Source organism: Salipaludibacillus sp. HK11 (assembly GCF_047795645.1).
Classification (GTDB): domain Bacteria; phylum Bacillota; class Bacilli; order Bacillales; family Salisediminibacteriaceae; genus Salipaludibacillus.
The window spans coordinates 2,462,833-2,484,833 of the sequence record NZ_CP181045.1 but is presented as its reverse complement, the minus strand read 5'-3'; the positions used below and the strand labels follow the sequence as shown (position 1 = coordinate 2,484,833).

The following is a 22,001-nucleotide window of genomic DNA, read 5'->3' as shown; positions in this document are numbered from 1 at the left end:
GTCTTACTGGAAGAATTTCAAAGGAGAAATGATAATGAGAATTAAACGGATAGTCCACGTTTTCATGGCCATAGCCCTTGTATTGCCGTCATTTCTATTAACTGCAACTGGAGGCGAACGAGTGGCAGCAGAAGAAGGACAGTCACAAAATGCCGGACAATATTCATCCAAAGATGAGGTAGTGTATGCAACGCTAACCTCTTCTGGCGAGCGGCAAGAAGTTTATGTGGTGAATATTTTTGATGTGGTGGAAGAAGGAAATATTGTCGATTATGGTACGTATTCTAACCTGAAAAATCTAACTGATCTATCGGAAATCGAGCAAAAAGAAGATACGGTCGAAGTTACTGCACCGGAGGGCAAATTTTATTATCAAGGCGATAAGAATGACGCAGACTTACCATGGGATATTACGATTTCTTATTTACTAGATGGGAAGCAAATAAACCCAAACGAACTTGTAGGTAAAGATGGCGAAGTAGAAATAAATATTCAAACATCTGCAAATGAGAGTGTTGATAGTGTATTTTTTGAAAACTACATGGTGCAAATTTCACTCAACCTAGAACCTGAAATTTTTGACAACATCGAGGCGGAAGATGGAGTAGTTGCAAATGCTGGTAAAAACAAGCAAGTAACTTTTTCTGTTATGCCTGAACAAGCTGGAGAGCTAAATATAAAAGCTGATGCAGTTGATTTTGAACTAGAGGGCATCGAAATAGCTGCAATTCCGCAATCGATGGCGATCGAAGGACCGGACATGGGCGAAATGACTGGTGAAATGCAGGAATTAACGGACGGAATTAAAGAGATAAGTAATGGTCTTGGGGAATTAAATTCTGGTGTTTCTGAGTTAAATCGTGGTGTATTAAATCTGCGTGATGGTTCTGAGCAATACAAAACGGGTATTTCGGAAATTGATGGTTCATCCAACGAACTAGTTGATGCATCGGTATCGATTGACGAAGGCCTAGCAACGATGAGTACTTCTCTTAGTGAAAGTTCAGGCGAGATGGATTTGACTGAACTGAAAGAACTTCCTGGAGGACTGTCTCAATTAGCGGAAGGACTTCATCAAGCAGCAGGTGGATTAACGGAATTAAGTGAGAACTACACCATGGCTTACAGCACGTTAAATGATGAAATGGTGGCAATTCCAGACTATGAGATAACAGAAGAAGAAATAGAAGGATTATATATGAGCGGTGCAGATAGTGATGTAGTGGACCAATTGGTTGAGACTTATGCGGCTGCCCGCACTGCAAAAGGAACGTATTCCGCGGTACAGGAAGCCTTTGAGGCAGTGGAACCAACGCTCAACGAAGTTAGTGGATCGCTTACGGAAATGGCGAACACCATGGGATCGATGGCAACAGAGATTGCATCTTCACTAGATGATATGGATGTGGCAGACTCTATAGGTGAATTGCAAGAAGGTTTGGAGTCATTGTCTAGTAATTATAAAGAGTTTCATGCTGGACTACTAAGTTATACAGATGGGGTTGGTCAATTATCTAATTCGTACAACGAAATCCATGATGGAATTGTGGAATTGTCAGGTGGAACCGGTGGACTAGAAACTGGAGCGGATGAGCTTGATGACGGTACAGATACATTATATGAATCTACAAAGGATATGCCTGAACAAATGCAAGAGGAAGTTGATCAGTTGCTTGCTGATTTTGATAATTCTGATTTCGAAGCTGTATCTTTTGTTTCGACTGAAAACGAGAAGATAAACTCGGTACAATTTATGATTAAAACAGATAGTATTGAAAAGGAAGAACAGGAATCAAATGAAGAAGTGGAAGAAGAAGAAAAGGGATTCTGGGGTCGGTTGATGGATCTGTTTAGATAAGGTATAGCAAGTAAGAGAGACTGTTGTCCAAATTATTTTGGGTGACAGTCTTTTTTTTTATTTATTAGGGAGTGGTTTTGAAGAGAATTGCGCAAGTTGAGGAGGTGTCTTGTGCATGATACGAAGGCTCCGACATGGCTACATACTTAACAACCTTTTTCAAATGCTCTTTTTGTCCAATTATTATCAGGGAGCGGTTTTGAAAAAAATTCAGCAAGTTGATGAATCTTGTTACCCCCTTCTATTCCAAATGAACTCGCTAAAGGTTAAACTAAGCCGACGATCGTATTAAAATAACCTCTTTAAATACTTTCCTGCTAAATAGGATCCGAATATCCTCCATTATATTCTTTTAATAGTGAATTGTAGGACGATTATTTAAGCGTTAAAATAAGCTTATACGAAGTTGTCTATTTTAAGGAGGACGTGTACTTGATGAATAATACAAGAGAATCACTTTCATTAGATGGTGAATGGAAATTTGTTTTAGATCCAACCGATGAAATAGAAGTTGAAGGTCATCGTTTCGAAGATTCTTTGGACGTCATTAATGTTCCGGGATCATGGGAAGAACAAGGCTTTGGAAAAACAAATGGTGACCACTTCCCTTTAGGGACGTGGAAAAAAGAAAGAGAATACATCGGCAAGGCGTGGTATTCTATCGAGTTAGATACTTCTTCACTTCCAGAAAATCAACATCATCGTTTAGTGATGTCGGGTGTTCACTGGTTTACTAGTGTATGGATAGATGGAGATTTTGTAGGTAATGGTGAGGGACTTGTAACGGACCACCAGTTTGATATCACTCCATTTCTCGAGCATGGCAAAACTCAGAAGTTAGTTATTTCTGTTGATAATCGTCTTCATATTCCCCTTATGGAAAGCCACATTCATTCTTATCACACGGCAACAAATTGGGGCGGAATTACTGGAGGAGTAAAAATAGAGTCGTTTCCTTCTTCTCATTTTAGCAAGGTAATGTTTTTGCAAGAAGAAAGTCCAAAGCAATTCAATATAAGAGCGGAAGTAGATCTTGGAGAAGGCCGCTCGAGCAATAAAACTTACAGTGTTAATGTAGTCATCAATAAAGGTGCAATGAAACCAGTAACTGTATCACACCAACTGAATGGCAATCAGCAATTGGAGTCAGTGGATCTACATATTGATATGGGCGAAAATGCTGAGGTATGGTCTGACAAAACTCCTTCATTATATGATGTATCTATTAAACTAATGGAAAATAACGAGACGATTGACTGTAAAAATCATCGAATAGGGTTGCGGGATTTTAAAGCGGTAGGAAAACAATTTCTATTGAATGAACAACCAGTATTTTTAAGTGGATATGTCGATTGCTGTGTTTTTCCGATGACTGGTTATCCATCATGGGATAAAGAGCATTACAAAAAACAGTTTAAAATAGTAAAAGAGCATGGCTATAATCATGTTCGTTTACATGGATGGTCTGCACCAAAGCCATTTTGGGAAGCTGCAGATGAAGAGGGAATGCTCGTACAAACGGAATTGCCACATTGGTCATTTCATTATTTGGAACGTGAAACAGCGCCTCCCGTTGAAGTACATGAATTTTTAACGAGAGAGCTTGTCCGGATAATTGAACATCTGAATGAACATCCTTCTTTTGTCATGATGGCACTTGGAAATGAATTAATAAGTGCAAGTGGGCATCCATTGTTAAATGAGTTAGTAGAATTAGCAAGGAAGAAAGACCCTACAAGATTGTTTACAGATAATACAGGGTTTGGTCAACTTCCCGTTCATGACCGTGAAGGAGACTTTTTCATTCAATCTTTAAATTGGCACCCTCCTTATGCACTTCCATATGCAGGGTCACCAGATACTACAGAAGATTACCGAGAACTCCCAAAGTTAGTAGACAAACCAGTAATCGGACACGAGCATGGACAATTTACAATGTATGTTGATCCAAATCTCTCTGATAAGTTTACCGGTCATTTGCAACCTTCATGGTTAGAAACCTTTAATGAATCTTTAGAAGGAAAAGGTTGGAATGACAGAGTAGAAGAGTTTAAAAAAGTTACAGGAAGTCACATGGTTCGTTCGTATAAAGAGATTATGGAAAGAGCAAGACGTACGAAAGATTTATCTGGTATCCAACTCCTAGATATTCGTGATTTTCCTGGACAAGGTCATGCGACAACAGGGATTCTTGATGTTTTTTGGGATAGCAAAAATGTCATAGAGCCAAAAGACTTTAAACAGTTTAATAATGATAGAGTGATGTTAATGCGCAGTGACAGACGCACCTTTTATGGCGGTGAAACCGCTGAAGTTGATATTGAACTTTCTAACTATGGGGCGAATGTCCAACAAGGTCGCCTAACATGGGAAGTGAGAGTTGATGAGCAAACTTTGGACCAAGGTGAATGGGATTTAAATAATTTAAAAGCCGGGGAAAATTGTAGGCTTGGGACAATCAACTTTGAAACATCGACTAAAGGTTCCTCACAGTATCGTTTGCATGTGGAGTTAAAGATAAATGATGAGCATGAAACAATCGAAAATAGTTGGGATTTTTGGTCCTTTGGTAGAACAGATTTACCTAAAGGAGTAAAGGATATTTGGACAGACATGAATTCTTTACAATCTTATCTATATGGTGCAAGATTTGAGGAATTGATTGGTATTGAAGAACGGAGCTATAAAAAAGAAGATGCCAAATTAGCAATTACGGATCAAATGTCCCGTGATGTAGTGCAATATTTACTAGATGGAGGAAATGTTTGGTTAATGGCTAAAGGCGGTAATCAGTACGATGAAGTTACCACAAAATACCTACCAATTTTTTGGAATTTCTTATGGTTCCCGACACAGGAAAGCACAACAATGGGAATGATCATTAACAAGCACCCATTATTTAATCAATTTCCTCATGATGGTTTATCAAATTGGCAATGGTATCATCTTGTTGATGGAGCGCCAAGTATTAGTTTAGATAGTTATCCACAAATTAAACCTATCGTTGAGGTTGTTGATAATTTTCATCGAATGAAGCGACTGACCTATGCATTCGAGGCAAAAGTTGGTAGAGGGAAATTGTTTGTTTCTTGTTTTAGAACCTATGATGCGAAGGATTTAAAAAGACCAGAAACGAGCAAGCTTTTCCAGGAAACTCTCGACTACATCGGTAGCGATAAGTTTCAACCTAAAGCAAAAATGACAATAACGGATATCGTTGGTATGTTTAAACTAAAGGCGTAAAGCGTCACATAAGTGATTAATCGTCAACTTTCTTATCCGTTAGGAGTGCAACTTGCTCCTGTCTCATCAACTATTTTTTTTACATTTGGTAATTTGATTACTGAAGCAATAGGAAATCAAAAGGCTAACTTTATCTATAGTAATAGAAAAAGTTAGCCTTTTTGTGTCTTGCGATATTCGGTAGGAGAATGACTAATAATTTTTTTGAACATGCGTGAAAAATAATAAGGATCGTTAAAGCCAACCATAAAAGCAATTTCTTTAATACTATCATTTGTTAAATCTAACAATTGACACGCTCGTTGTATTTTTAGTCTCAAAAAATAATCAATGGGAGGAAAACCGATCTCTTCTTTAAAAAGTTGTGTTAAATGTTGTTTTGATAAACGTGTGCTATTAGCCAGGTCTTCAAGTGAAATCGACGTGTGTATGTGGTTTTCCATATAATGAATAGCCTCATCAATATAAGCATTCTTTTTTCCTTTTCCATCATTTTTCTGTGCGCTAATACCAACCAAACTAACTAAATATTTAATCGTTTGAGATAAAAATAAATGATGAGGTATCGAATAGGACTTGGCTTGTATCAAATCATAACATTGGTTAAACGACTGAATAAGGACAGAAGTATCTTTAAATGTCATTTGGATTGGATGTAATGCTATATTAAACGAATGAATTAAATCGAAAACGTCAGTCCCTCTAACATGGAACCAATAAATGCTCCAAGGATTTTTGCTATCTGCAAAATAAGTATGAGGAGTATTTGCAGGTATAATAAAAAAGGTTTGCGATTTAATATGTATAAGTTGGTTTTTGTATAGGTCAACCCGCCCTTCGCCGGAAGAACAATATATCATAATATGCGAATCGCAACCAGTTTTTCTTTCTCGAAAATGATGGGTAGCTTCTGGGAAAAACCCAATATCAGTTAAATGTGATCTGTTTAGAATATGATGCTCGTTTAACTCTTCCTGAAGATAATCAGGTAATACATATATTTTTTCTGATTGAAACCCTTTCGATTTTTTCATTACATCCTCCTTTTAAATCTTATCGAAATCCGTACAAAATTAATTTAGTTAAATTAAGTATGATTATATCAAACTTCATATAAATATAAAAACAGAATATCCTCCATTAATATCAGTTTATCATGAATTGTTCTTGTCTGTTACTCAGTGTAATCTGAAAGTAGATTATGAAATCAAGGGAGTGAACGGAATGAATGAAAAGGAAAACATTGTTCGCATTTGGGAAGAAAAAAAAGAAATACCCACATATGAAGTTGGAGAAGCCGAAAAAAACCCAATGTTTTTAGAAAAACGTGTTTATCAAGGAAGTTCGGGTAAGGTTTATCCACATCCTGTTATTGATAAAATAGCAGACGAAAAAAAATTGAAAAGTTATCAGATTATCATTTTAGAAAATAAGTACATTCGGATCGAAATGATGCCTGAAATTGGTGGCAGGGTTTACAGAGCATTAGATAAAACAAATGATTATGACTTTGTTTATTATAACCGTGTAATCAAACCTGCCCTGGTAGGTTTGGCTGGACCATGGATATCTGGAGGAATCGAATTTAACTGGCCCCAGCATCATCGTCCAAACACATTCGGTCCTGTTGATTATCGTTTAAATGAAAATGAGGATGGCAGTGCAACTGTATGGCTGAGTGAAATTGATCGAATGTATGGAACTAAGATGACGGCTGGATTTACTTTAAAACCAAATACTGCTTATTTGAAAATTGATGTGCAGTTGTATAATCGGACGTCGACACCACAGACATTTCTTTGGTGGGCTAATCCAGCAGTAGCTGTAAATGACCATACGCAATCTGTTTTTCCTCCTGATGTGAATGCTGTGCTTGATCATGGGAAGCGAGATGTATCAACGTTTCCTATTGCAACCGGAACATATTATAAGATGGACTATTCAGCTGGAGTTGACATATCACGCTATAAAAATATTCCTGTACCAACTTCTTACATGGCTTACAAATCAGATTATAACTTTGTTGGTGGGTACGACCATCAAGCCAAAGGTGGACTCCTACATGTCGCAAATCATCATATTTCACCAGGGAAAAAACAGTGGACATGGGGAAATGGGGAGTTTGGTCAAGCTTGGGATCGTAACTTAACGGACGAAGATGGCCCATACATCGAGCTGATGACAGGAGTATATACTGATAATCAGCCTGATTTTACATGGCTACAGCCTTATGAAGTAAAATCCTTCAGTCAATATTTTATGCCTTACAAAGAAATTGGCGTTGTAAAAAATGCTACAATTGACGCAGCAGTTAATTTAAAATTCGATGGAAATAAAGCAACTATTATGGCTTACAGCACCTCATTATTTGAGAACGCTATTATTGAAGTAACTGGAAAGAAAAAAGTGTATTTGCAGGCAGAAACGACATTATCACCTAATGATATCTATCATCATTTCTTAGAATTAGAACAAGATGAAAAGGAACACGATATTTTGCTAGTTGTAAAAAATTCGTCTGGTCGGATTTTAGTTTCGTACCAACCGAGTGAAGCCAACGAGGAGGAAATTCCAAAGCCGGCGGATCCATTACAAGAGCCAAGTGAGTTGAAAACAAATGAACAATTATACCTTGCTGGACTTCATTTGGAGCAATATCGGCATGCAACTTTTGAGCCGGAGTCTTATTATTTAGAGGGTTTGAAACGCGATCCTGACGACATTCGCATAAATATTGCGTACGGTCTGTTGATCCTTCGTAGAGGGTTATTTTCTGAAAGTGAAAAGTACTTCAAGCGTGCGGTAAAAACTTTGACATGGCGTAATTCTAATCCATATGATAGTGAAGCTTATTATCAATTGGGACTTTCTTTAAAGCTTCAAGGAAAATTAGATGAAGCTTTTGCAGCTTTTTATAAGTGTGTATGGTCAGGTCAATGGCAAGATAGTGGGTATTTTTCTCTAGCTCAAATTGCTACCGAGAAATATTCTTATAACGAAGCACTTGAACTTGTGGAAAAGTCGCTTTCTAGAAACATTAACAATATGAAAGCTCGTCATCTAAAAATAACGTTATTACGAAAATTAGGGAGATTAAAAGAAGCACTCTCCTATTGTGAGGAAACTATTAAGGTGGATTATCTCGATTTCGGTGCTTATAACGAAAAATATCATATTTTTAATGACTTAGGTGAGAAAGACAACGCTAGTAAAGTACTAGCAGACTTAACTACTTTGATGCGATCGGATGATTACAGTCATCTTCACTTAGCAACTGACTATGCAGAAAGTGGCTTAAATTCAGAAGCGATTGATGTGTTAAAAAGAGTAGAAGGCGACTCAAGGAATGATCATCCGATGGTTCATTATACATTGGCCTACTTGTATAAAGCTGAAAATAAAGAAGAAGTAAAACAGTATATTACGTCTGGATATGAAGCATCGACTGATTATTGTTTCCCTAACACGCTTTTTGAATTAATAGTATTAGATACAGTGCTTGAAGAAAATCCAAACGATGATAAAGCTCATTATTATTTAGGAGATCTTCTTTATGATAAAAAACGGTATCGTGATGCCATCAATCATTGGGAGTCTTCTAAACAATTAAACCCTGATTTTGCTACTGTTCATCGCAATCTTGCCTTAGGTTATTTCAATAAAGTTAACAAACGTGAAGAGGCAGTTCAATCACTTGAACAAGCATTTAAGTGTAATAAAAAGGATGCGCGTGTGTTGTATGAATTGGATCAATTGTATAAGAAACTAGGAGAGTCACCAGATAAACGGTTAAGTGTACTTAACGAACATTTGTCTTTAGTTCAAACCAGAGATGATTTGTACCTAGAATATATAACGTTACTAGTTACATTAGGTGATTATGAGTATGCGATTAAAAAGCTTACTACTCGACAATTTCATCCTTGGGAAGGTGGAGAAGGGAAGGTTACAGGGCAATATGTTATCGCACATGTCGAGCTTGGAAAACGATTTATCAATGAAAATCAATTTCAGCGGGCAGTGGATGAATTTACAGCTGCATTAACTTACCCTTCTAATCTAGGTGAAGGCAAATTACACGGAGCCCAAGAGAACAATATTTATTATTTTCTTGGCTACGCATACGAAGGTCTTAATCATGGTGAAAAAGCGGAGAAGTGTTTTAAGATTGCATCAGAAGGTTTAGAAGAACCTGCTAGTGCAATGTATTATAACGACCAACCACCTGAAATGATTTTTTATCAAGGTTTAGCATGGAGAAAGCTTGGAAATGAGAAGGAAGCAAAACGACGATTTGATAAATTAATTGACTATGCGGACAGACATATTTTTGATAATGTAAAAATTGATTTTTTTGCTGTATCTCTTCCTGATTTTTTAATATTTGATGAAGACTTAAACAAACGTAACACGATTCATTGTCATTTCATGCGAGGTCTTGGTCTTATGGGCTTAAATGATGAGAAAAAAGCATTAGTAGATTTCGACAAAGCTTTAAAACTCGATGCAAATCATCAAGGAATTATTCTTCATAAAGAGTTATGTCGTGATAATTTAGGGAGGAAATGATGAGTAATTATTCAATTCAAGTGAAAAATGAAAAAAAGCATATTTATCCAGCATCATTGAGCATTAATGAGACAAGTCCTAGTGGAGATAAAATCACACTGACAAATTATTATTTAGAAATGAATGGTGAGCCGTATTTTGCGATAAGTGGTGAATTTCATTTTAGTCGGTATCATTGTCATCGTTGGGAAGATGAGATTATAAAAATGAAAATGGCCGGAATTAATATCATTCCGACGTATATTTTCTGGAATCATCATGAAGAAGAACAAGGAATATTTGACTGGTCTGGGAATAAGAATCTTCGTCGGTTTATTGAATTATGTAAAAAGCATAACATGTATGTGATTGTTAGAATTGGTCCTTTCGCTCACGGTGAGGCAAGAAATGGTGGAATGCCTGATTGGTTGTTTGGAAGACCGTTTGATTTACGATCAAATGATCAAGCTTATTTAAAGTATGTAAAGAAGTTGTATGATGAAATCGGTCAACAAATAAAAGGATTGTTGTTTGAAGACGATGGTCCAATCATAGCAACGCAGTTAGAAAATGAGTATGAGCATGCCGGAGCACCTTGGGAATTAACGACGGGCACGACGAATGAATGGCTTACAGCAGGTCGAGATGGCGATAATCATATTATTAAATTAAAAGAAATAGCAAAAGATGCTGGGATTAAAACACCCCTGTATACTTCTACCGGCTGGGGTGGAGCATCAGCTCCCAGTAGTGAAGTTCTTCCTTTGTGGGGGGGATACGCTTTTTGGCCGTGGATATTTTATGGAGATGCTAAAGAACACCCTGCAACTCCTGAGTATATTTTTAGGGACTTTCATCATAACAAAAAGAAAAATTACGGTTTTACTCCTCAGTATGAAGCGGAAAGTTTACCATTTGCTTGTTGTGAAATGGGTGGAGGAATGACGGTATTTTATAAGTACCGGTTTTCACTTCCTTTTGAAAGTGTGGATGCAATGGCAAGTATGAAAGTCGCAGGTGGTTGTAACTTTGTTGGGTATTATGTGTTTCATGGAGGTTCAAATCCTAAAGGGAAAAAAACGCCTTTCTTAAACGAAACGGCGACACCTAAAATATCTTATGACTATCAAGCTCCAATAGGTGAATTTGGACAAATAAGAGATTCATATAAACGTTTGAAACGGCAACATTATTTTTACAAAGAGGTTGAAAAGACTTTTAGTAAAACTAAGACAGTGTTACCAGAAAATGCAGGAGACATCGAACCAGATAATGTAGACACGTTACGTTTCGCAGTGAGGTCAAACGAAGACGCTGGATTTATCTTTATTAATAATTATCAAGACCATGTTGAAATGAAAGACCAAGAGGATTTTTCCATAACTGTTGAGTTAGAACAAGAGCAAATTCGAGTCCCGAAAACAGGAAGCATCTCTTTAGCGAAAAACGAATCTTGTATTTTACCATTTAATCTAGAGTTAGCTGACTGTACATTAACATATGCGACGACGCAATTTATCACTCGTCTAGAACATGATGGTGAATGGTATTATTACTTTTTCACTCCAAAAGGAATGGATGCCGAATATTGTTTCGCTGAGAAAGGGATATCATTGATAGATGTGAAAGATGACAAAATAGTATCTTCAGATAACTATTCCATTGTTACCTTACCTGGAAATGATTTAAATATGTTTCATGTCCAACTTACGAATGGTAAAAGGGTTCATATTTGCACGATCTCCCATGAAGAGTCTTTAAATTTCTGGAAGGTATCAATAAAGGGAAAAGACAGAGCGGTAATATCGGATGCTACTTTGCTTGTGGACGATAATCGAATAAGACTCGAAAGTATCGATTGCTCAGAAGTAAAAGTTAAAATCTTCCCTCAAATAGAGGAAAAAGCCACTTTTGATGGTTGTGAGGTATCAAATGTTATTCAAAGAGAACATTTTCAAGAATATAGGCTGAATGTAGATAACTTCAGAAATACTGATATGGTTGTTAATATGATTAAAGATGAGAAAGCGGAAATTCATCTTCCACCTGGAATGTTTCATGAATGTAAAGACTTACTACTAAATATTGATTATGTTGGTGATATTGGTTACGCGTTTATTGACGGTGAATTGATTCATGATAATTTTTGCAATAACGAAACTTGGCAAATTGGTTTGAAAGATTATCAACAAAAGCTAGTGGAGAAGGGTATGTATATTTATATATCTCCGCTAAAACAAGAGAGTTATATTAATAGTGATTCACCGATGGCAGCACGTAGCGAAGTAGTAAAGAAACAATTGGCAAAGATAGAATCTATTTATGTGACTTCTATAAAAGAGATTAGTATGCTACTTGATTGAATTTTACGAGTGAAGAGAACAGTTTACGACGGAGATAACGAAAAAAGCAGTTCCTAATGCATTAGTGAGGAGCTGCTTTTTTCGTTTGAGGTGAAGTGTTGGTTTATTGGGCATTCTAATAGAAAAGTGAAGGAATTGACAATATTACATAGAGGAGTTAGTATAGGGGTGCGGGTATTGGTATTTATGTTCAAAGAGGAAGTGGAAAAAGTGTTCAAAAAAATAATTCCAGCATTAGAATGGATTCCGAAATATAAAAGATCTGATTTAAGTGGGGATATGTCAGCTGGTCTCATTGTCGCAATTATGCTTATTCCACAAGGGATGGCCTATGCGATGTTGGCGGGACTTCCTCCAGTCATTGGGTTATACGCCTCCACAGTTCCTTTATTGATTTATGCACTGTTTGGAACGTCCCGACAATTGGCGGTTGGACCTGTTGCTATGGTTTCTTTGTTAGTACTAGCTGGGGTATCAACAATTGCTGTGCCGGGAACAGACGAATATATATCATTGGTCTTGCTCCTTATGTTAATGGTAGGACTGATTCAGTTTTTGATGGGGATATTTCGACTTGGTTTTGTTGTGAACTTTTTATCTCATGCCGTCATTAGTGCTTTTACGTCAGCGGCTGCGATTATTATTGGATTGAGCCAGCTTAAGCACTTAATTGGTGTAAGCTTGGAAGCTGATAAAGATGTTCTTATGATTCTACTTGAAGCAATTAGCAGAGTATCAGAGATCAATCCAGTGACCTTTGGGATAGGGTTGACAAGTATTGTCTTGTTAATTGTATTTAAAAAGTTTGTGAAGAAAATTCCTGGTCCTCTTGTCGTTGTCATACTAAGTATTTTATCGATTTATCATTTACAACTGCATAAGGTAGGTGTGAAAATTGTAGGAGAAGTTCCAGGTGGGCTTCCACCAATTTATCTACCAGCGTTTAGTATGGAAGCAATTGTTGCATTGTTACCTATTGCAATAACCATTTCCCTTATTGGATTTATGGAATCTATTGCGATGGCGAAGGCAATTGCAGCTAAGGAAAAATATAAAGTAGTTCCGAATAAAGAATTAATAGGTTTAGGACTGGCTAATATAGGGGGATCGTTTTTTGCGGGGTATCCGGTTACTGGTGGATTTTCTAGATCTGCTGTAAATTATCAATCTGGTGCGAGAACACCACTGGCTACTATTATCACTGCGGTCCTAATCTTATTAACCTTATTGTTTTTTACAGGACTCTTCTATTACTTACCTAATGCTGTCCTCGCAGCGATTATTATGGTTGCTGTATTCAGCTTAATTGATGTGAAGGAAGCCAAATATTTATTTAAAGTTAAAAAAATAGATGGTTGGACGTGGGTGATTACCTTTGTAGCAACTCTTCTGATAGGAATCGAACAAGGTATTTTGATTGGGGTTGGCTTTTCGATCTTAGTGTTTATTTGGAGAAGTGCGTATCCACATATGGCAGAATTAGGGTATTTACAAAGTGAGGGTGTCTACCGTAATATTAAACGTTATCCAGAGGCACAGGTAGATTCGGAAGTGATGATATTTCGTGTTGATGAGTCTCTCTATTTTGCAAATATGACATTCTTAGAAGATAAAATTTCTGAACGTATAACAGAGAAACCTCAAACAAACTGGATCATATTAGATTTCTCAGGTGTGAATTCGATTGATGCGGTTGCGATTCATTCGTTAGAAGAGTTGATGGATGCATTTAAAAATAGTGACATAGAGTTCTTGTTAGCTAGCATTAAAGGTCCAGTTAGAGATTTATTAAAGAAAGCTGACTGGAATACAAAATATAGTGACAAATTGGATCATTTATCAATCGATCAAGCGCTTAGAAGTATTGGAAAATGAGCGGAGGGTGATCTCATGCAAGAGTCAGAATTAAGAAAAAAGAATGAAGAGTTTATTTGGAAAATGGAAGAGGAAGATCCATCCTTTTTCAATGAGTTAAAAAAAGGCCAATCACCAGAATTTTTCGTTTTATCTTGTAGCGACTCTCGTGTTAGTCCTTCTGTGATTACACAAATGCCATTAGGGAGAATGTTTGTTCACCGAAATATCGCGAACCAAGTTACTACGGAGGATGAAAGTTTTTCTGCTAGCCTTTACTACGCATTAAAACATTTAAAGGTAAAAACGATTGTCATTAAAGGGCAGACAGATTGTGGAGGAATTAAAGCTGCATGGTCAGATAATGACGAAGAAGAGTTAAAGGGATGGTTAGCGAAAATTCGCAAAAATTTGCCAGATAGAAGCAATATAGAAGACGTCTCTATGGATGATTTAGCGAGAATCAATGTATTGAAACAAGTGGAGCATTTACAATACCATCCTGTTTATAAAGAGTTCGGGAAGAATGTCGATGTATTTGGATGTTTGTTTTATGTAGAGTCAGGTGAATTGGAAAGGGTTTATGAATTATAGAATGTAGCGACAATGATGTGTTGCTTCATGCTCAAAGTGAAAATCACAAGGAGGTAAAACGATGGAATATAATGATCAAATAAAAAATAGAGTAAAAAGAGTAGAAGGACAAGTCAAAGCGATTTTAAGGATGATGGAGGAGAACAAGGATTGTAAAGATCTCATTGGTCAAATGTCAGCAGCTAGAAATGCATTAGATCGAACAATTGGTTTAGTTGTAAGTACAAATTTAGAAGCATGTATTAGAGAACAAATTGTTGAAGGCGAAGATACAGAACCACTTATTCAAGAGGCTGTGAACCTATTAGTTAAAAGTAGATAATAAGTGTAATCCCTATCAAGTGGTAAAAAATAAAATGATGTGATTTAAAAACAATGATGGGTTGACTTGAAGAATGTTACCATGTAATATACCCTTATAGGTATTTGTTTAGTTATTTTTACTTGCATATATACCTCATCTTATAATTTTGGAGGATTTTAAATGAATGTCACAAAAATATTAGATGCAAAAAGCTTAGCTTGCCCTATGCCAATTGTAAAAACAAAGAAGAGTATTGCGGAGTTGGAAATAGGTCAAATTTTAGAAGTTCATGCAACCGATAAAGGTGCTAAAAATGATTTAGTTGCGTGGTCAAAATCAGGAGGTCATGAGTTAATAGCAGATGAAGAAGAAGATGGCATATTAAAATATTGGATAAAAAAAGGTTAGACTATATTTTTTTACACTTTTATATACCCATACGCGTATGGGTTAAAAATAGAAAGGGTGAACAACATGGAAAAGAAAAAGACAACAATTATATTATTTAGTGGGGATTACGATAAAGCAATCGCAGCATTTATTATTGCAAATGGGGCTGCAGCCTATGATCACGAGGTGACGATTTTCTCAACTTTTTGGGGCTTAAACGCTTTTAGAAAAGATCAACAAGTATCCGTAAAAAAAGGTTTACTAGAGAAGATGTTCGGAAAAATGATGCCGCGTGGAGCTAATAAAATGGGTCTTTCGAAAATGAACTTCGCTGGTATGGGACCAAAAATGATTAAACATGTGATGAAAAAGCACAATGCTATGCCGTTACCAGACTTAATTGATATGGCAAAAGAACAAGATGTAAAACTCGTAGCATGTACAATGACAATGGATTTATTAGGTCTGCAACAAGAAGAATTAATAGATGGTTTGGAATATGCAGGTGTGGCAGCTTACCTTGGAGATGCTGAACAAGGAAATGTAAACTTATTTATTTAACAATATAACAAGTGAATAGAATCGTAAAATTACTGACAGTATTATAAAAAGAGGAGGATTTACAAATGGAGAATATTAAAACAGATCAAGTAATAGATGCAAAAGGGTTAGCGTGCCCGATGCCAATTGTTCGGACAAAAAAGGTGATGAAAGATTTAGATCCGGGAAAAGTAGTGGAAGTTCAAGCAACGGATAAAGGTTCGACTGCTGATATTAAAGCATGGTCGCAAAGCACAGGACATCAATATTTAGGAACGGTGGAAGATGGCGAGGCGTTGAAACACTATCTTCGTAAGGTAAGTGGAGAAGAGAAAGAAGAAAAGAAGCATCCTGATGTCGTTACTAATGAACAGCTCCGAGCTAAATTAGATAGCAATGAAGATGTACTTGTTCTTGATGTACGTGAATCAGCTGAGTATGCTTTCAATCATATACCTGGCGCTGAATCAATTGCTTTGGGTGAGTTGGAAGAAAAGATAGCTGAATTAAACAAGGAAGCTGAAATTTATGTGGTATGTCGAACAGGTAACCGCAGTGATTTAGCAGCACAAAAGTTAACAGAAGCGGGATTTAAGCATGTGGTGAACGTCGTACCAGGCATGAGTGAATGGTAGAAATAGTTTAATACCAAACGACCATTAAGTAGGTATTAGTCTGGCATTATCGACGAAAAGTGTATATTTTAATTATATTATTGGAGGAGTAGACATGTCATTTAAAGCAATGAACGCAAAGGAAGTAGCAAGAAAAGTAATTGAAAAGCGAGAGCTGTTTATATTAGATGTTCGTAACGAGGATAATTTCGCAGATTGGAAAATTGAGGGTGAGAACTTTGATTATTTCAATATTCCATACTTTGAATTACTTGACGGAGTAAACGAAATCATCGATAAGATTCCAGCTGATAAAGAAATTATAGTGGTTTGTGCCAAAGAAGGGTCGTCGGTGATGGTAGCAGAAATGTTATCTGATGAAGGATTGACGGTTTCCTATCTTGAAGGTGGGATGAAGGCGTGGAGCGAATATTTAGAACCAATAAAACTAGGTGATCTAAAAGATGGTGGCGAGTTATACCAATTTGTACGGTTAGGTAAAGGATGCCTTTCTTATATGGTTGTTTCTAATGGCGAAGCTGCCATCATTGATGCGACTCGAATGTCAGGTGTTTATGTTGAATTCGCGAAAAGTGTTGGTGCAACAATTACACATGTATTTGATACACATTTACATGCGGATCATATTTCTGGCGGAAGAAAAATTTCAGAAGCAACTGGTGCGACTTATTGGTTACCACCAAAAGATGCTGATGAAGTAGTATTTGCTTATAAACCACTTGAAGGCGGGAATGATGTAGTGATCGGAAACTCGACAATTAACATACATGCGCTATATTCACCAGGTCATACAATTGGCTCGACTTCTTTTGTAGTAGATGAACAATATTTACTAACTGGAGATATCCTATTCATTGACTCGATTGGTAGACCTGATTTAGCAGGTATGGCTGAAGACTGGGTAGGAGATTTACGTGAGTCACTTTATAAGCGATATAGAGAACTATCTGAAGAATTAGTCGTTCTACCAGCTCATTTTATGATTATTGACGAATTAAATGAAGATGGTAGCGTTTCAGAAAAACTAGGTACATTATTTGCAGAAAATCATGGTTTGAATATTGAAGATGAAGACAAGTTTAGAAAGATAGTAACAGAAAACTTGCCACCACAGCCAAACGCATACCAAGAAATTCGTGAAACAAATATGGGTAAAATTACATTAGAAGAAGAAAAGCAACGTGAGATGGAAATTGGTCCAAATCGTTGTGCAGTAAGATAATTTTTAAATAAGAGTAATTGAGGAGGTAACATAATATGGAATCAACTAAAGTATTAGATGCAAAAGGTCTAGCTTGCCCGATGCCAATTGTTAAAACAAAGAAAGCGATGACGGACTTAGAAACTGGTCAAGTTTTAGAAGTTCATGCGACGGATAAAGGGGCTAAAAGCGATCTAGCTGCCTGGGCTAAATCTGGAGCACATGAATTAGTGAGAGATACGGAAGAAGATAATGTGTTAAAGTTTTGGATAAAAAAAGGTTAAGTTTGAAGTTTGTAATAGAACTGAAAAATTATTTATATGAGCGAATCGTTATGTAGGGGGAATGTAAAGTGGCAGAATGGTTACAAAGGTCCAGCCTGTAGTAACGGCGGGTGAGGTTCCTCCTCATCCTCAAGGAAAGAAGTTAAAAAACAGGTGAAATTGCCTGCTATATGACCTGGTACTTGGGTTTGGCTCCTGGTAGGAGTCTATTTAATAGTATCTCAGTTATTTTAAAGTGAGTTTAAGATACGTTAGAGAATTATTTGAAGAAAATATTGATATAGCCAAAACGGAGCAATTCTTTGATTTCACGAAGGATTTCTCCGTTTTTTGATAGTGTATAAGTAACCGCACAAAATACTAAAGAAAGAAGCTCTATAATGAAAAGTGTAGCGGAAAAAACTGAACTCCAATAAAAGTATCAAAGTCAATTTTGAAGGTGGCAACTTTACCTAAAAAAGACCAATCTAAACATGGTGTTACATTAATACGCTATCAGTCCGAATCCCACTCTAATTCGGACCGTTTTGCGAATTTCGGTTATCTATCAGTCTGAAACGCTCTTTGATTCGGAGCGTTTTCCAAATTCGAATGGTCAAACGGTCTGAATGCGTCGTTAATTCGGAGCGTTTTCCAAATTTGAATGGTCAAACGGTCTGAATGCGTCGGTGATTCGGACCGTTTTCCAAATTCGAATGGTCAAACGTTCTGAATGCGTCGTTAATTCGGAGCGTTTTCCAAAATAGAAAAGTGAAACGGTTTGAATGGCTTGTTGATTCGGAGCGTTTGCCAAAATAGAATAGTGAAACGTTCTGAATGCGTCGTTAATTCGGAGCGTTTTCCAAAATAGAATAGTGAAACGTTCTGAATGCGTCGTTAATTCGGAGCGTTTTCCAAAAATAGAATGGTGAAACGGTCTGAATGCACACAAGCTGAAGGTGGTCGCAAAAAAGTTAACCTTTGGCGACCACCTTCAGATTTTAGTTACTTTCAATAACTTCAATTTGATGTTCCTTCAGAAACACTCGCCATTCATCTGAGGGTAATTGATCTGTGATAAGGATATCGATGTCGGCAAATTCGATCATTTTTACAAAGGAATCGTGATTAAACTTTGTAGAATCTACTATCAATATGACTTTCTTTGATTGGTTGATCATGACCTTTTTTGTTGCAGATTCAACATCGTTTGCATCAGAAACGCCATCCATTGATATTGCTTTACAACTTACCAACGCAATGTCAGCGTTAAATCTTTGGATTGTTTCGGTCGTAATCGGTCCAATAAGTGCACTTGACCTCTCTCGAAGGGTACCACCAGTAGAGATAATATTTAATGAGGAATGAGCGAATTCATTTAAAGCACTAACCGAATTTGTAATAATATTTAACTCTATGTGTTGACTAGCGATCATTTTCAATGCTTCATGTACAGTGGAGCTAGAATCAGCCATTATTGCTCCTCCAGCTTCTATATAATGTAACAGACTTTTACCGATCGCTTTTTTTTGTGGTAAATTCCGACTGTGGCGAGTGATATATGGAATATCGTCTTTATCATTGAGCATGGCGCCCCCGTAACTTCTCGTAACAATATCTTTTTTTTCTAATTTCTCCAAATCACGACGGATCGTTTCTTCTGAGACATCAAACTCCTGTGAAAGGTCTTTTACACTTACTTTTTTCTCTGCGTAGAGTTTATTTAGAATAACATTTTTCCGTTCGTACCCTCTCATTATATTCACTCCTCTATTTTAGTTATTTTCAAACACGAAATATATCTATTAAAAGCGAAAGCCACAAAAAACAAATTTAAATGTGTATATATTGTTAACAATCCACTTTTTATGTTGATTTATCTTTGTTTCCATTTTATACTAAAATCAGTTAAAGATAAAGAGTTATTGTTTGGTGAATATATTGAATCCAGTCAGTGTGAAGAAAATATATGAGTATCATTATTAAAATTGGAGGGGATTTTGATGAGTCAAATTTTGAGAGCACCATTTGTAGAAGAAATGAAGGAAGTAACGACAAATTTATACGATTTCGGCTGGGATGAGCGTAACGGTGGAAATGTAAGTTATTTATTAGATGAAGCAGATGTTATGAAGTACATTGATGTGAATGTCGTGAAGCGTGAAATAGCGATGAACTTTGATGCGTCAGAGCTTGCAGGCAAATACTTTATCGTTACAGGGTCTGGAAAGTATTTCCGAAATGTTAAAAACCAGCTTTCAAATACACTAGGAATTATTCGAATTTCACAAGACGGTAAAGCTTATGAATTACTATGGGGATTTGACGATGGAGGTGTTGCAACAAGTGAATTGCCAACGCACTTAATGAACCATGCTGCTCGGTTAAAAGTTGATCCTGCTCACCGTGTCGTTATTCATACTCACGCGACTAATTTAATTGCTATGACATTTACACATAGCTTGGATGAGCGACTATTTTCCAGGACTCTTTGGCAGATGTGTACGGAGTGTGTTGTTGTTTTTCCAGAAGGCGTAGGAATTGTTCCTTGGATGGTTCCTGGTACGGACGAAATTGGTGAAGCGACATCAAAAAAATTAGCTGAAGATAATCGCATTGTGCTTTGGCCACATCATGGAGTATATGGAACAGGGCAGACGATGGATGAGACATTTGGATTAATTGAAACAGCAGAAAAAGCGGCAGAAGTTTTCACTGTTGTTCGTTCTCAAGGAGAGATTTTACAGACAATATCTGATCAGCAGCTTTTGGATCTAGCGGAGCGATTTAACGTAACACCGAAAAGTGGGTATCTAACGGCATTAAGTTTAAAATAGATAATAGTATCAGCGGAAATTTATAGATAGAATTAAACTAGGCTAATCTTTGTTAATAAAGAAATCAGGAAATCCTAATTTCATTTATTGATAGAGTTTGTTCCCTTCTAATGGAGAGCATTCCTTATTATAATACTATGTGAAATAATGAACAAAGGAGAGGGTAATCGTGATGTATCATTTACCAAGTAAAAACCTTTTAGGCAAGGGCTGTCTGAATGAATTAGGAACAGAGGTACAGAATTTTCAGTTTCAAAAAGCACTCATCGTAACAGATAAGGTGTTGAGTGATAATGGTATTGTGCAAAAGGTAATTGATCAATTACTGAAAGTGAAAGTAGATTATGTCATTTATGATGAAGTGAAACCGAACCCAACGACGAAGCAAGTTCATAAGGGTGTCGATATTTTAAAAGAAAATGATTGTGATTTTATTTTGTCCATTGGTGGTGGCTCTCCTCAGGATTGTGCAAGTGCTATGAGTATTATTGCGACAAATGGTGGAGACGTTCGAGAGTATGAAGGGGCTCATAAATCAAATGTTCTTGGATTTCCTACCATTGCTGTTAATACAACGGCAGGAACTTCAGCTGAAATTACAATTAATTATGTTATCACGGACGAGGATCGTAGTGTAAAAATGGTTTGTGTAGATAAAAATAGTTTGGCTATATTGTCTGTCAATGACCCAGAGTTAATGATCGATAAGCCAGCAAGTTTAACTGCTGCAACGGGTATGGATACTCTTACTCATGCTATAGAAGCAATTGTAACTCCAGGAGCGACGGTCGTAACTGATGCAACTGCGTTACAAGCAGTGAAGCTTGTTTTTGATCATTTACCTGAAGCTGTTGAAAATGGTACGAATATTGAAGCAAGGGAACAGATGGTCAATGCTTCATTTTTAGCTGGTATGGCTTTTTCAAATGCGGGATTAGGGTATGTTCATGCGATGGCTCACCAATTAGGCGGAGTATACGACTTACCACATGGTGTTTGTAATGCAATGTTACTTCCGATAGTAGAACGCGAAAACGCCAAACGTGTTCCGGAAAAATTTCGAAAAATCGCAAAAATGCTTCATATGAATATTGATGGACGGTCTGACACAGAGTGTGCAGAATTTGTAATAGAGTCGATTCGTCAATTATCTAAAAAAGTAATGATTCCAGAAAAACTATCAGAATTAGGAGTAACAGAAGTAGATTTAGAGATACTAGCAAAATATTCATTGGAAGATGCTTGTGCACCAGGTAATCCATTTATGCCAACAAAACAAGAAACAATAGACATGTTTAAAGAGATTTTGTAATTTTTCAATAATCGACATCAATTTCTCGTTAAAACGAAATTGATGTCGATTTTAATGTT

Annotated in this window: 17 protein-coding genes; 14 read left to right on the top strand and 3 right to left on the bottom strand. The window is 36.7% G+C overall.

Going from position 1 to position 22,001, the window contains the following annotated elements; translation table 11 throughout:
- Positions 1-34 precede the first annotated feature (34 nt).
- Together ACM26V_RS12105 and ACM26V_RS12100 are read left to right on the top strand one after the other, a co-directional pair.
- A complete protein-coding gene (locus ACM26V_RS12105; RefSeq protein ID WP_416151664.1) occupies positions 35-1,858 on the top strand; it encodes a YhgE/Pip domain-containing protein in 1,824 nt (607 codons plus the stop codon).
- A 435-nt stretch (positions 1,859-2,293) separates the two neighbouring features.
- Entirely contained in the window at positions 2,294-5,101 is a 2,808-nt protein-coding gene (locus ACM26V_RS12100) for a glycoside hydrolase family 2 protein (RefSeq protein ID WP_416151663.1), read from the top strand.
- A gap of 152 nt (positions 5,102-5,253) precedes the next feature.
- Here the strand turns inward: ACM26V_RS12100 and ACM26V_RS12095 are convergent, their stop codons facing one another.
- Positions 5,254-6,135 carry a helix-turn-helix domain-containing protein gene (locus ACM26V_RS12095; RefSeq protein WP_416151662.1) on the bottom strand — a complete coding sequence of 294 codons (882 nt, stop codon included), beginning with the start codon at positions 6,133-6,135 and terminating at the stop codon, positions 5,254-5,256.
- Positions 6,136-6,325: 190 nt separating this feature from the next.
- On the opposite strand from ACM26V_RS12095, the gene ACM26V_RS12090 reads away from it, so the two are divergent.
- From ACM26V_RS12090 to ACM26V_RS12045, 10 genes are all read left to right on the top strand, one after another.
- Positions 6,326-9,670: a DUF5107 domain-containing protein gene (locus ACM26V_RS12090; RefSeq protein WP_416151661.1), complete on the top strand. Its 3,345-nt coding sequence runs from the start codon at positions 6,326-6,328 to the stop codon at positions 9,668-9,670.
- A complete protein-coding gene (locus ACM26V_RS12085) occupies positions 9,667-12,012 on the top strand; it encodes a beta-galactosidase (RefSeq protein WP_416151660.1) in 2,346 nt (781 codons plus the stop codon). Before ACM26V_RS12090 ends, ACM26V_RS12085 begins: the two co-directional genes overlap by 4 nt.
- A gap of 186 nt (positions 12,013-12,198) precedes the next feature.
- The gene (locus tag ACM26V_RS12080; RefSeq protein WP_416151869.1) at positions 12,199-13,887 is read left to right on the top strand and encodes a SulP family inorganic anion transporter; all 1,689 of its coding nucleotides are present in this window, start codon (positions 12,199-12,201) and stop codon (positions 13,885-13,887) included.
- 15 nt (positions 13,888-13,902) lie between these two features.
- Positions 13,903-14,460, top strand: coding sequence for a carbonic anhydrase (locus ACM26V_RS12075; RefSeq protein ID WP_416151659.1), 558 nt, complete (start codon positions 13,903-13,905; stop codon positions 14,458-14,460).
- A 61-nt stretch (positions 14,461-14,521) separates the two neighbouring features.
- Positions 14,522-14,782 (top strand): metal-sensitive transcriptional regulator, encoded by a 261-nt coding sequence (locus ACM26V_RS12070; protein ID WP_416151658.1) that lies wholly within the window; start codon positions 14,522-14,524, stop codon positions 14,780-14,782.
- Between the two features lie 162 nt (positions 14,783-14,944).
- Positions 14,945-15,172, top strand: coding sequence for a sulfurtransferase TusA family protein (locus tag ACM26V_RS12065; RefSeq protein WP_416151657.1), 228 nt, complete (start codon positions 14,945-14,947; stop codon positions 15,170-15,172).
- A 66-nt stretch (positions 15,173-15,238) separates the two neighbouring features.
- Entirely contained in the window at positions 15,239-15,715 is a 477-nt protein-coding gene (locus ACM26V_RS12060) for a DsrE/DsrF/DrsH-like family protein (RefSeq protein ID WP_416151656.1), read from the top strand.
- A gap of 65 nt (positions 15,716-15,780) precedes the next feature.
- Positions 15,781-16,329, top strand: coding sequence for a sulfurtransferase TusA family protein (locus tag ACM26V_RS12055; RefSeq protein ID WP_416151655.1), 549 nt, complete (start codon positions 15,781-15,783; stop codon positions 16,327-16,329).
- A gap of 94 nt (positions 16,330-16,423) precedes the next feature.
- On the top strand, positions 16,424-17,551 hold the full coding sequence (locus tag ACM26V_RS12050; protein WP_416151654.1) for an MBL fold metallo-hydrolase: 1,128 nt from the start codon (positions 16,424-16,426) through the stop codon (positions 17,549-17,551).
- 35 nt (positions 17,552-17,586) lie between these two features.
- Positions 17,587-17,814, top strand: a complete 228-nt coding sequence (locus ACM26V_RS12045; RefSeq protein ID WP_416151653.1) for a sulfurtransferase TusA family protein — start codon at positions 17,587-17,589, stop codon at positions 17,812-17,814.
- 616 nt (positions 17,815-18,430) lie between these two features.
- On the opposite strand, the gene ACM26V_RS12040 is transcribed toward ACM26V_RS12045, so the two are convergent.
- Together ACM26V_RS12040 and ACM26V_RS12035 are read right to left on the bottom strand one after the other, a co-directional pair.
- Positions 18,431-18,745: a hypothetical protein gene (locus tag ACM26V_RS12040; protein WP_416151652.1), complete on the bottom strand. Its 315-nt coding sequence runs from the start codon at positions 18,743-18,745 to the stop codon at positions 18,431-18,433.
- A gap of 49 nt (positions 18,746-18,794) precedes the next feature.
- A complete protein-coding gene (locus tag ACM26V_RS12035; RefSeq protein WP_416151651.1) occupies positions 18,795-19,550 on the bottom strand; it encodes a DeoR/GlpR family DNA-binding transcription regulator in 756 nt (251 codons plus the stop codon).
- A 243-nt stretch (positions 19,551-19,793) separates the two neighbouring features.
- On the opposite strand from ACM26V_RS12035, the gene rhaD reads away from it, so the two are divergent.
- Together rhaD and ACM26V_RS12025 are read left to right on the top strand one after the other, a co-directional pair.
- Positions 19,794-20,630, top strand: a complete 837-nt coding sequence (gene rhaD, locus ACM26V_RS12030; protein WP_416151650.1) for a rhamnulose-1-phosphate aldolase — start codon at positions 19,794-19,796, stop codon at positions 20,628-20,630.
- Positions 20,631-20,802: 172 nt separating this feature from the next.
- Positions 20,803-21,942, top strand: a complete 1,140-nt coding sequence (locus tag ACM26V_RS12025; protein ID WP_416151868.1) for an iron-containing alcohol dehydrogenase — start codon at positions 20,803-20,805, stop codon at positions 21,940-21,942.
- The last annotated feature ends 59 nt before the right edge of the window (positions 21,943-22,001 follow it).

Bases quoted from the DNA above. Each gene is read 5' to 3' on its own strand.
- ACM26V_RS12070 (WP_416151658.1), top strand. From the start codon at position 14,522: ATGGAATATAATGATCAAATAAAAAATAGAGTAAAAAGAGTAGAAGGA.
- ACM26V_RS12090 (WP_416151661.1), top strand. From the start codon at position 6,326: ATGAATGAAAAGGAAAACATTGTTCGCATTTGGGAAGAAAAAAAAGAA.
- ACM26V_RS12035 (WP_416151651.1), bottom strand. From the start codon at position 19,550: ATGAGAGGGTACGAACGGAAAAATGTTATTCTAAATAAACTCTACGCA.
- ACM26V_RS12060 (WP_416151656.1), top strand. From the start codon at position 15,239: ATGGAAAAGAAAAAGACAACAATTATATTATTTAGTGGGGATTACGAT.
- ACM26V_RS12100 (WP_416151663.1), top strand. From the start codon at position 2,294: ATGAATAATACAAGAGAATCACTTTCATTAGATGGTGAATGGAAATTT.
- ACM26V_RS12065 (WP_416151657.1), top strand. From the start codon at position 14,945: ATGAATGTCACAAAAATATTAGATGCAAAAAGCTTAGCTTGCCCTATG.
- ACM26V_RS12050 (WP_416151654.1), top strand. From the start codon at position 16,424: ATGTCATTTAAAGCAATGAACGCAAAGGAAGTAGCAAGAAAAGTAATT.
- ACM26V_RS12095 (WP_416151662.1), bottom strand. From the start codon at position 6,135: ATGAAAAAATCGAAAGGGTTTCAATCAGAAAAAATATATGTATTACCT.
- ACM26V_RS12080 (WP_416151869.1), top strand. From the start codon at position 12,199: ATGTTCAAAGAGGAAGTGGAAAAAGTGTTCAAAAAAATAATTCCAGCA.
- ACM26V_RS12045 (WP_416151653.1), top strand. From the start codon at position 17,587: ATGGAATCAACTAAAGTATTAGATGCAAAAGGTCTAGCTTGCCCGATG.
- ACM26V_RS12105 (WP_416151664.1), top strand. From the start codon at position 35: ATGAGAATTAAACGGATAGTCCACGTTTTCATGGCCATAGCCCTTGTA.
- ACM26V_RS12055 (WP_416151655.1), top strand. From the start codon at position 15,781: ATGGAGAATATTAAAACAGATCAAGTAATAGATGCAAAAGGGTTAGCG.
- ACM26V_RS12025 (WP_416151868.1), top strand. From the start codon at position 20,803: ATGTATCATTTACCAAGTAAAAACCTTTTAGGCAAGGGCTGTCTGAAT.
- ACM26V_RS12085 (WP_416151660.1), top strand. From the start codon at position 9,667: ATGATGAGTAATTATTCAATTCAAGTGAAAAATGAAAAAAAGCATATT.
- ACM26V_RS12075 (WP_416151659.1), top strand. From the start codon at position 13,903: ATGCAAGAGTCAGAATTAAGAAAAAAGAATGAAGAGTTTATTTGGAAA.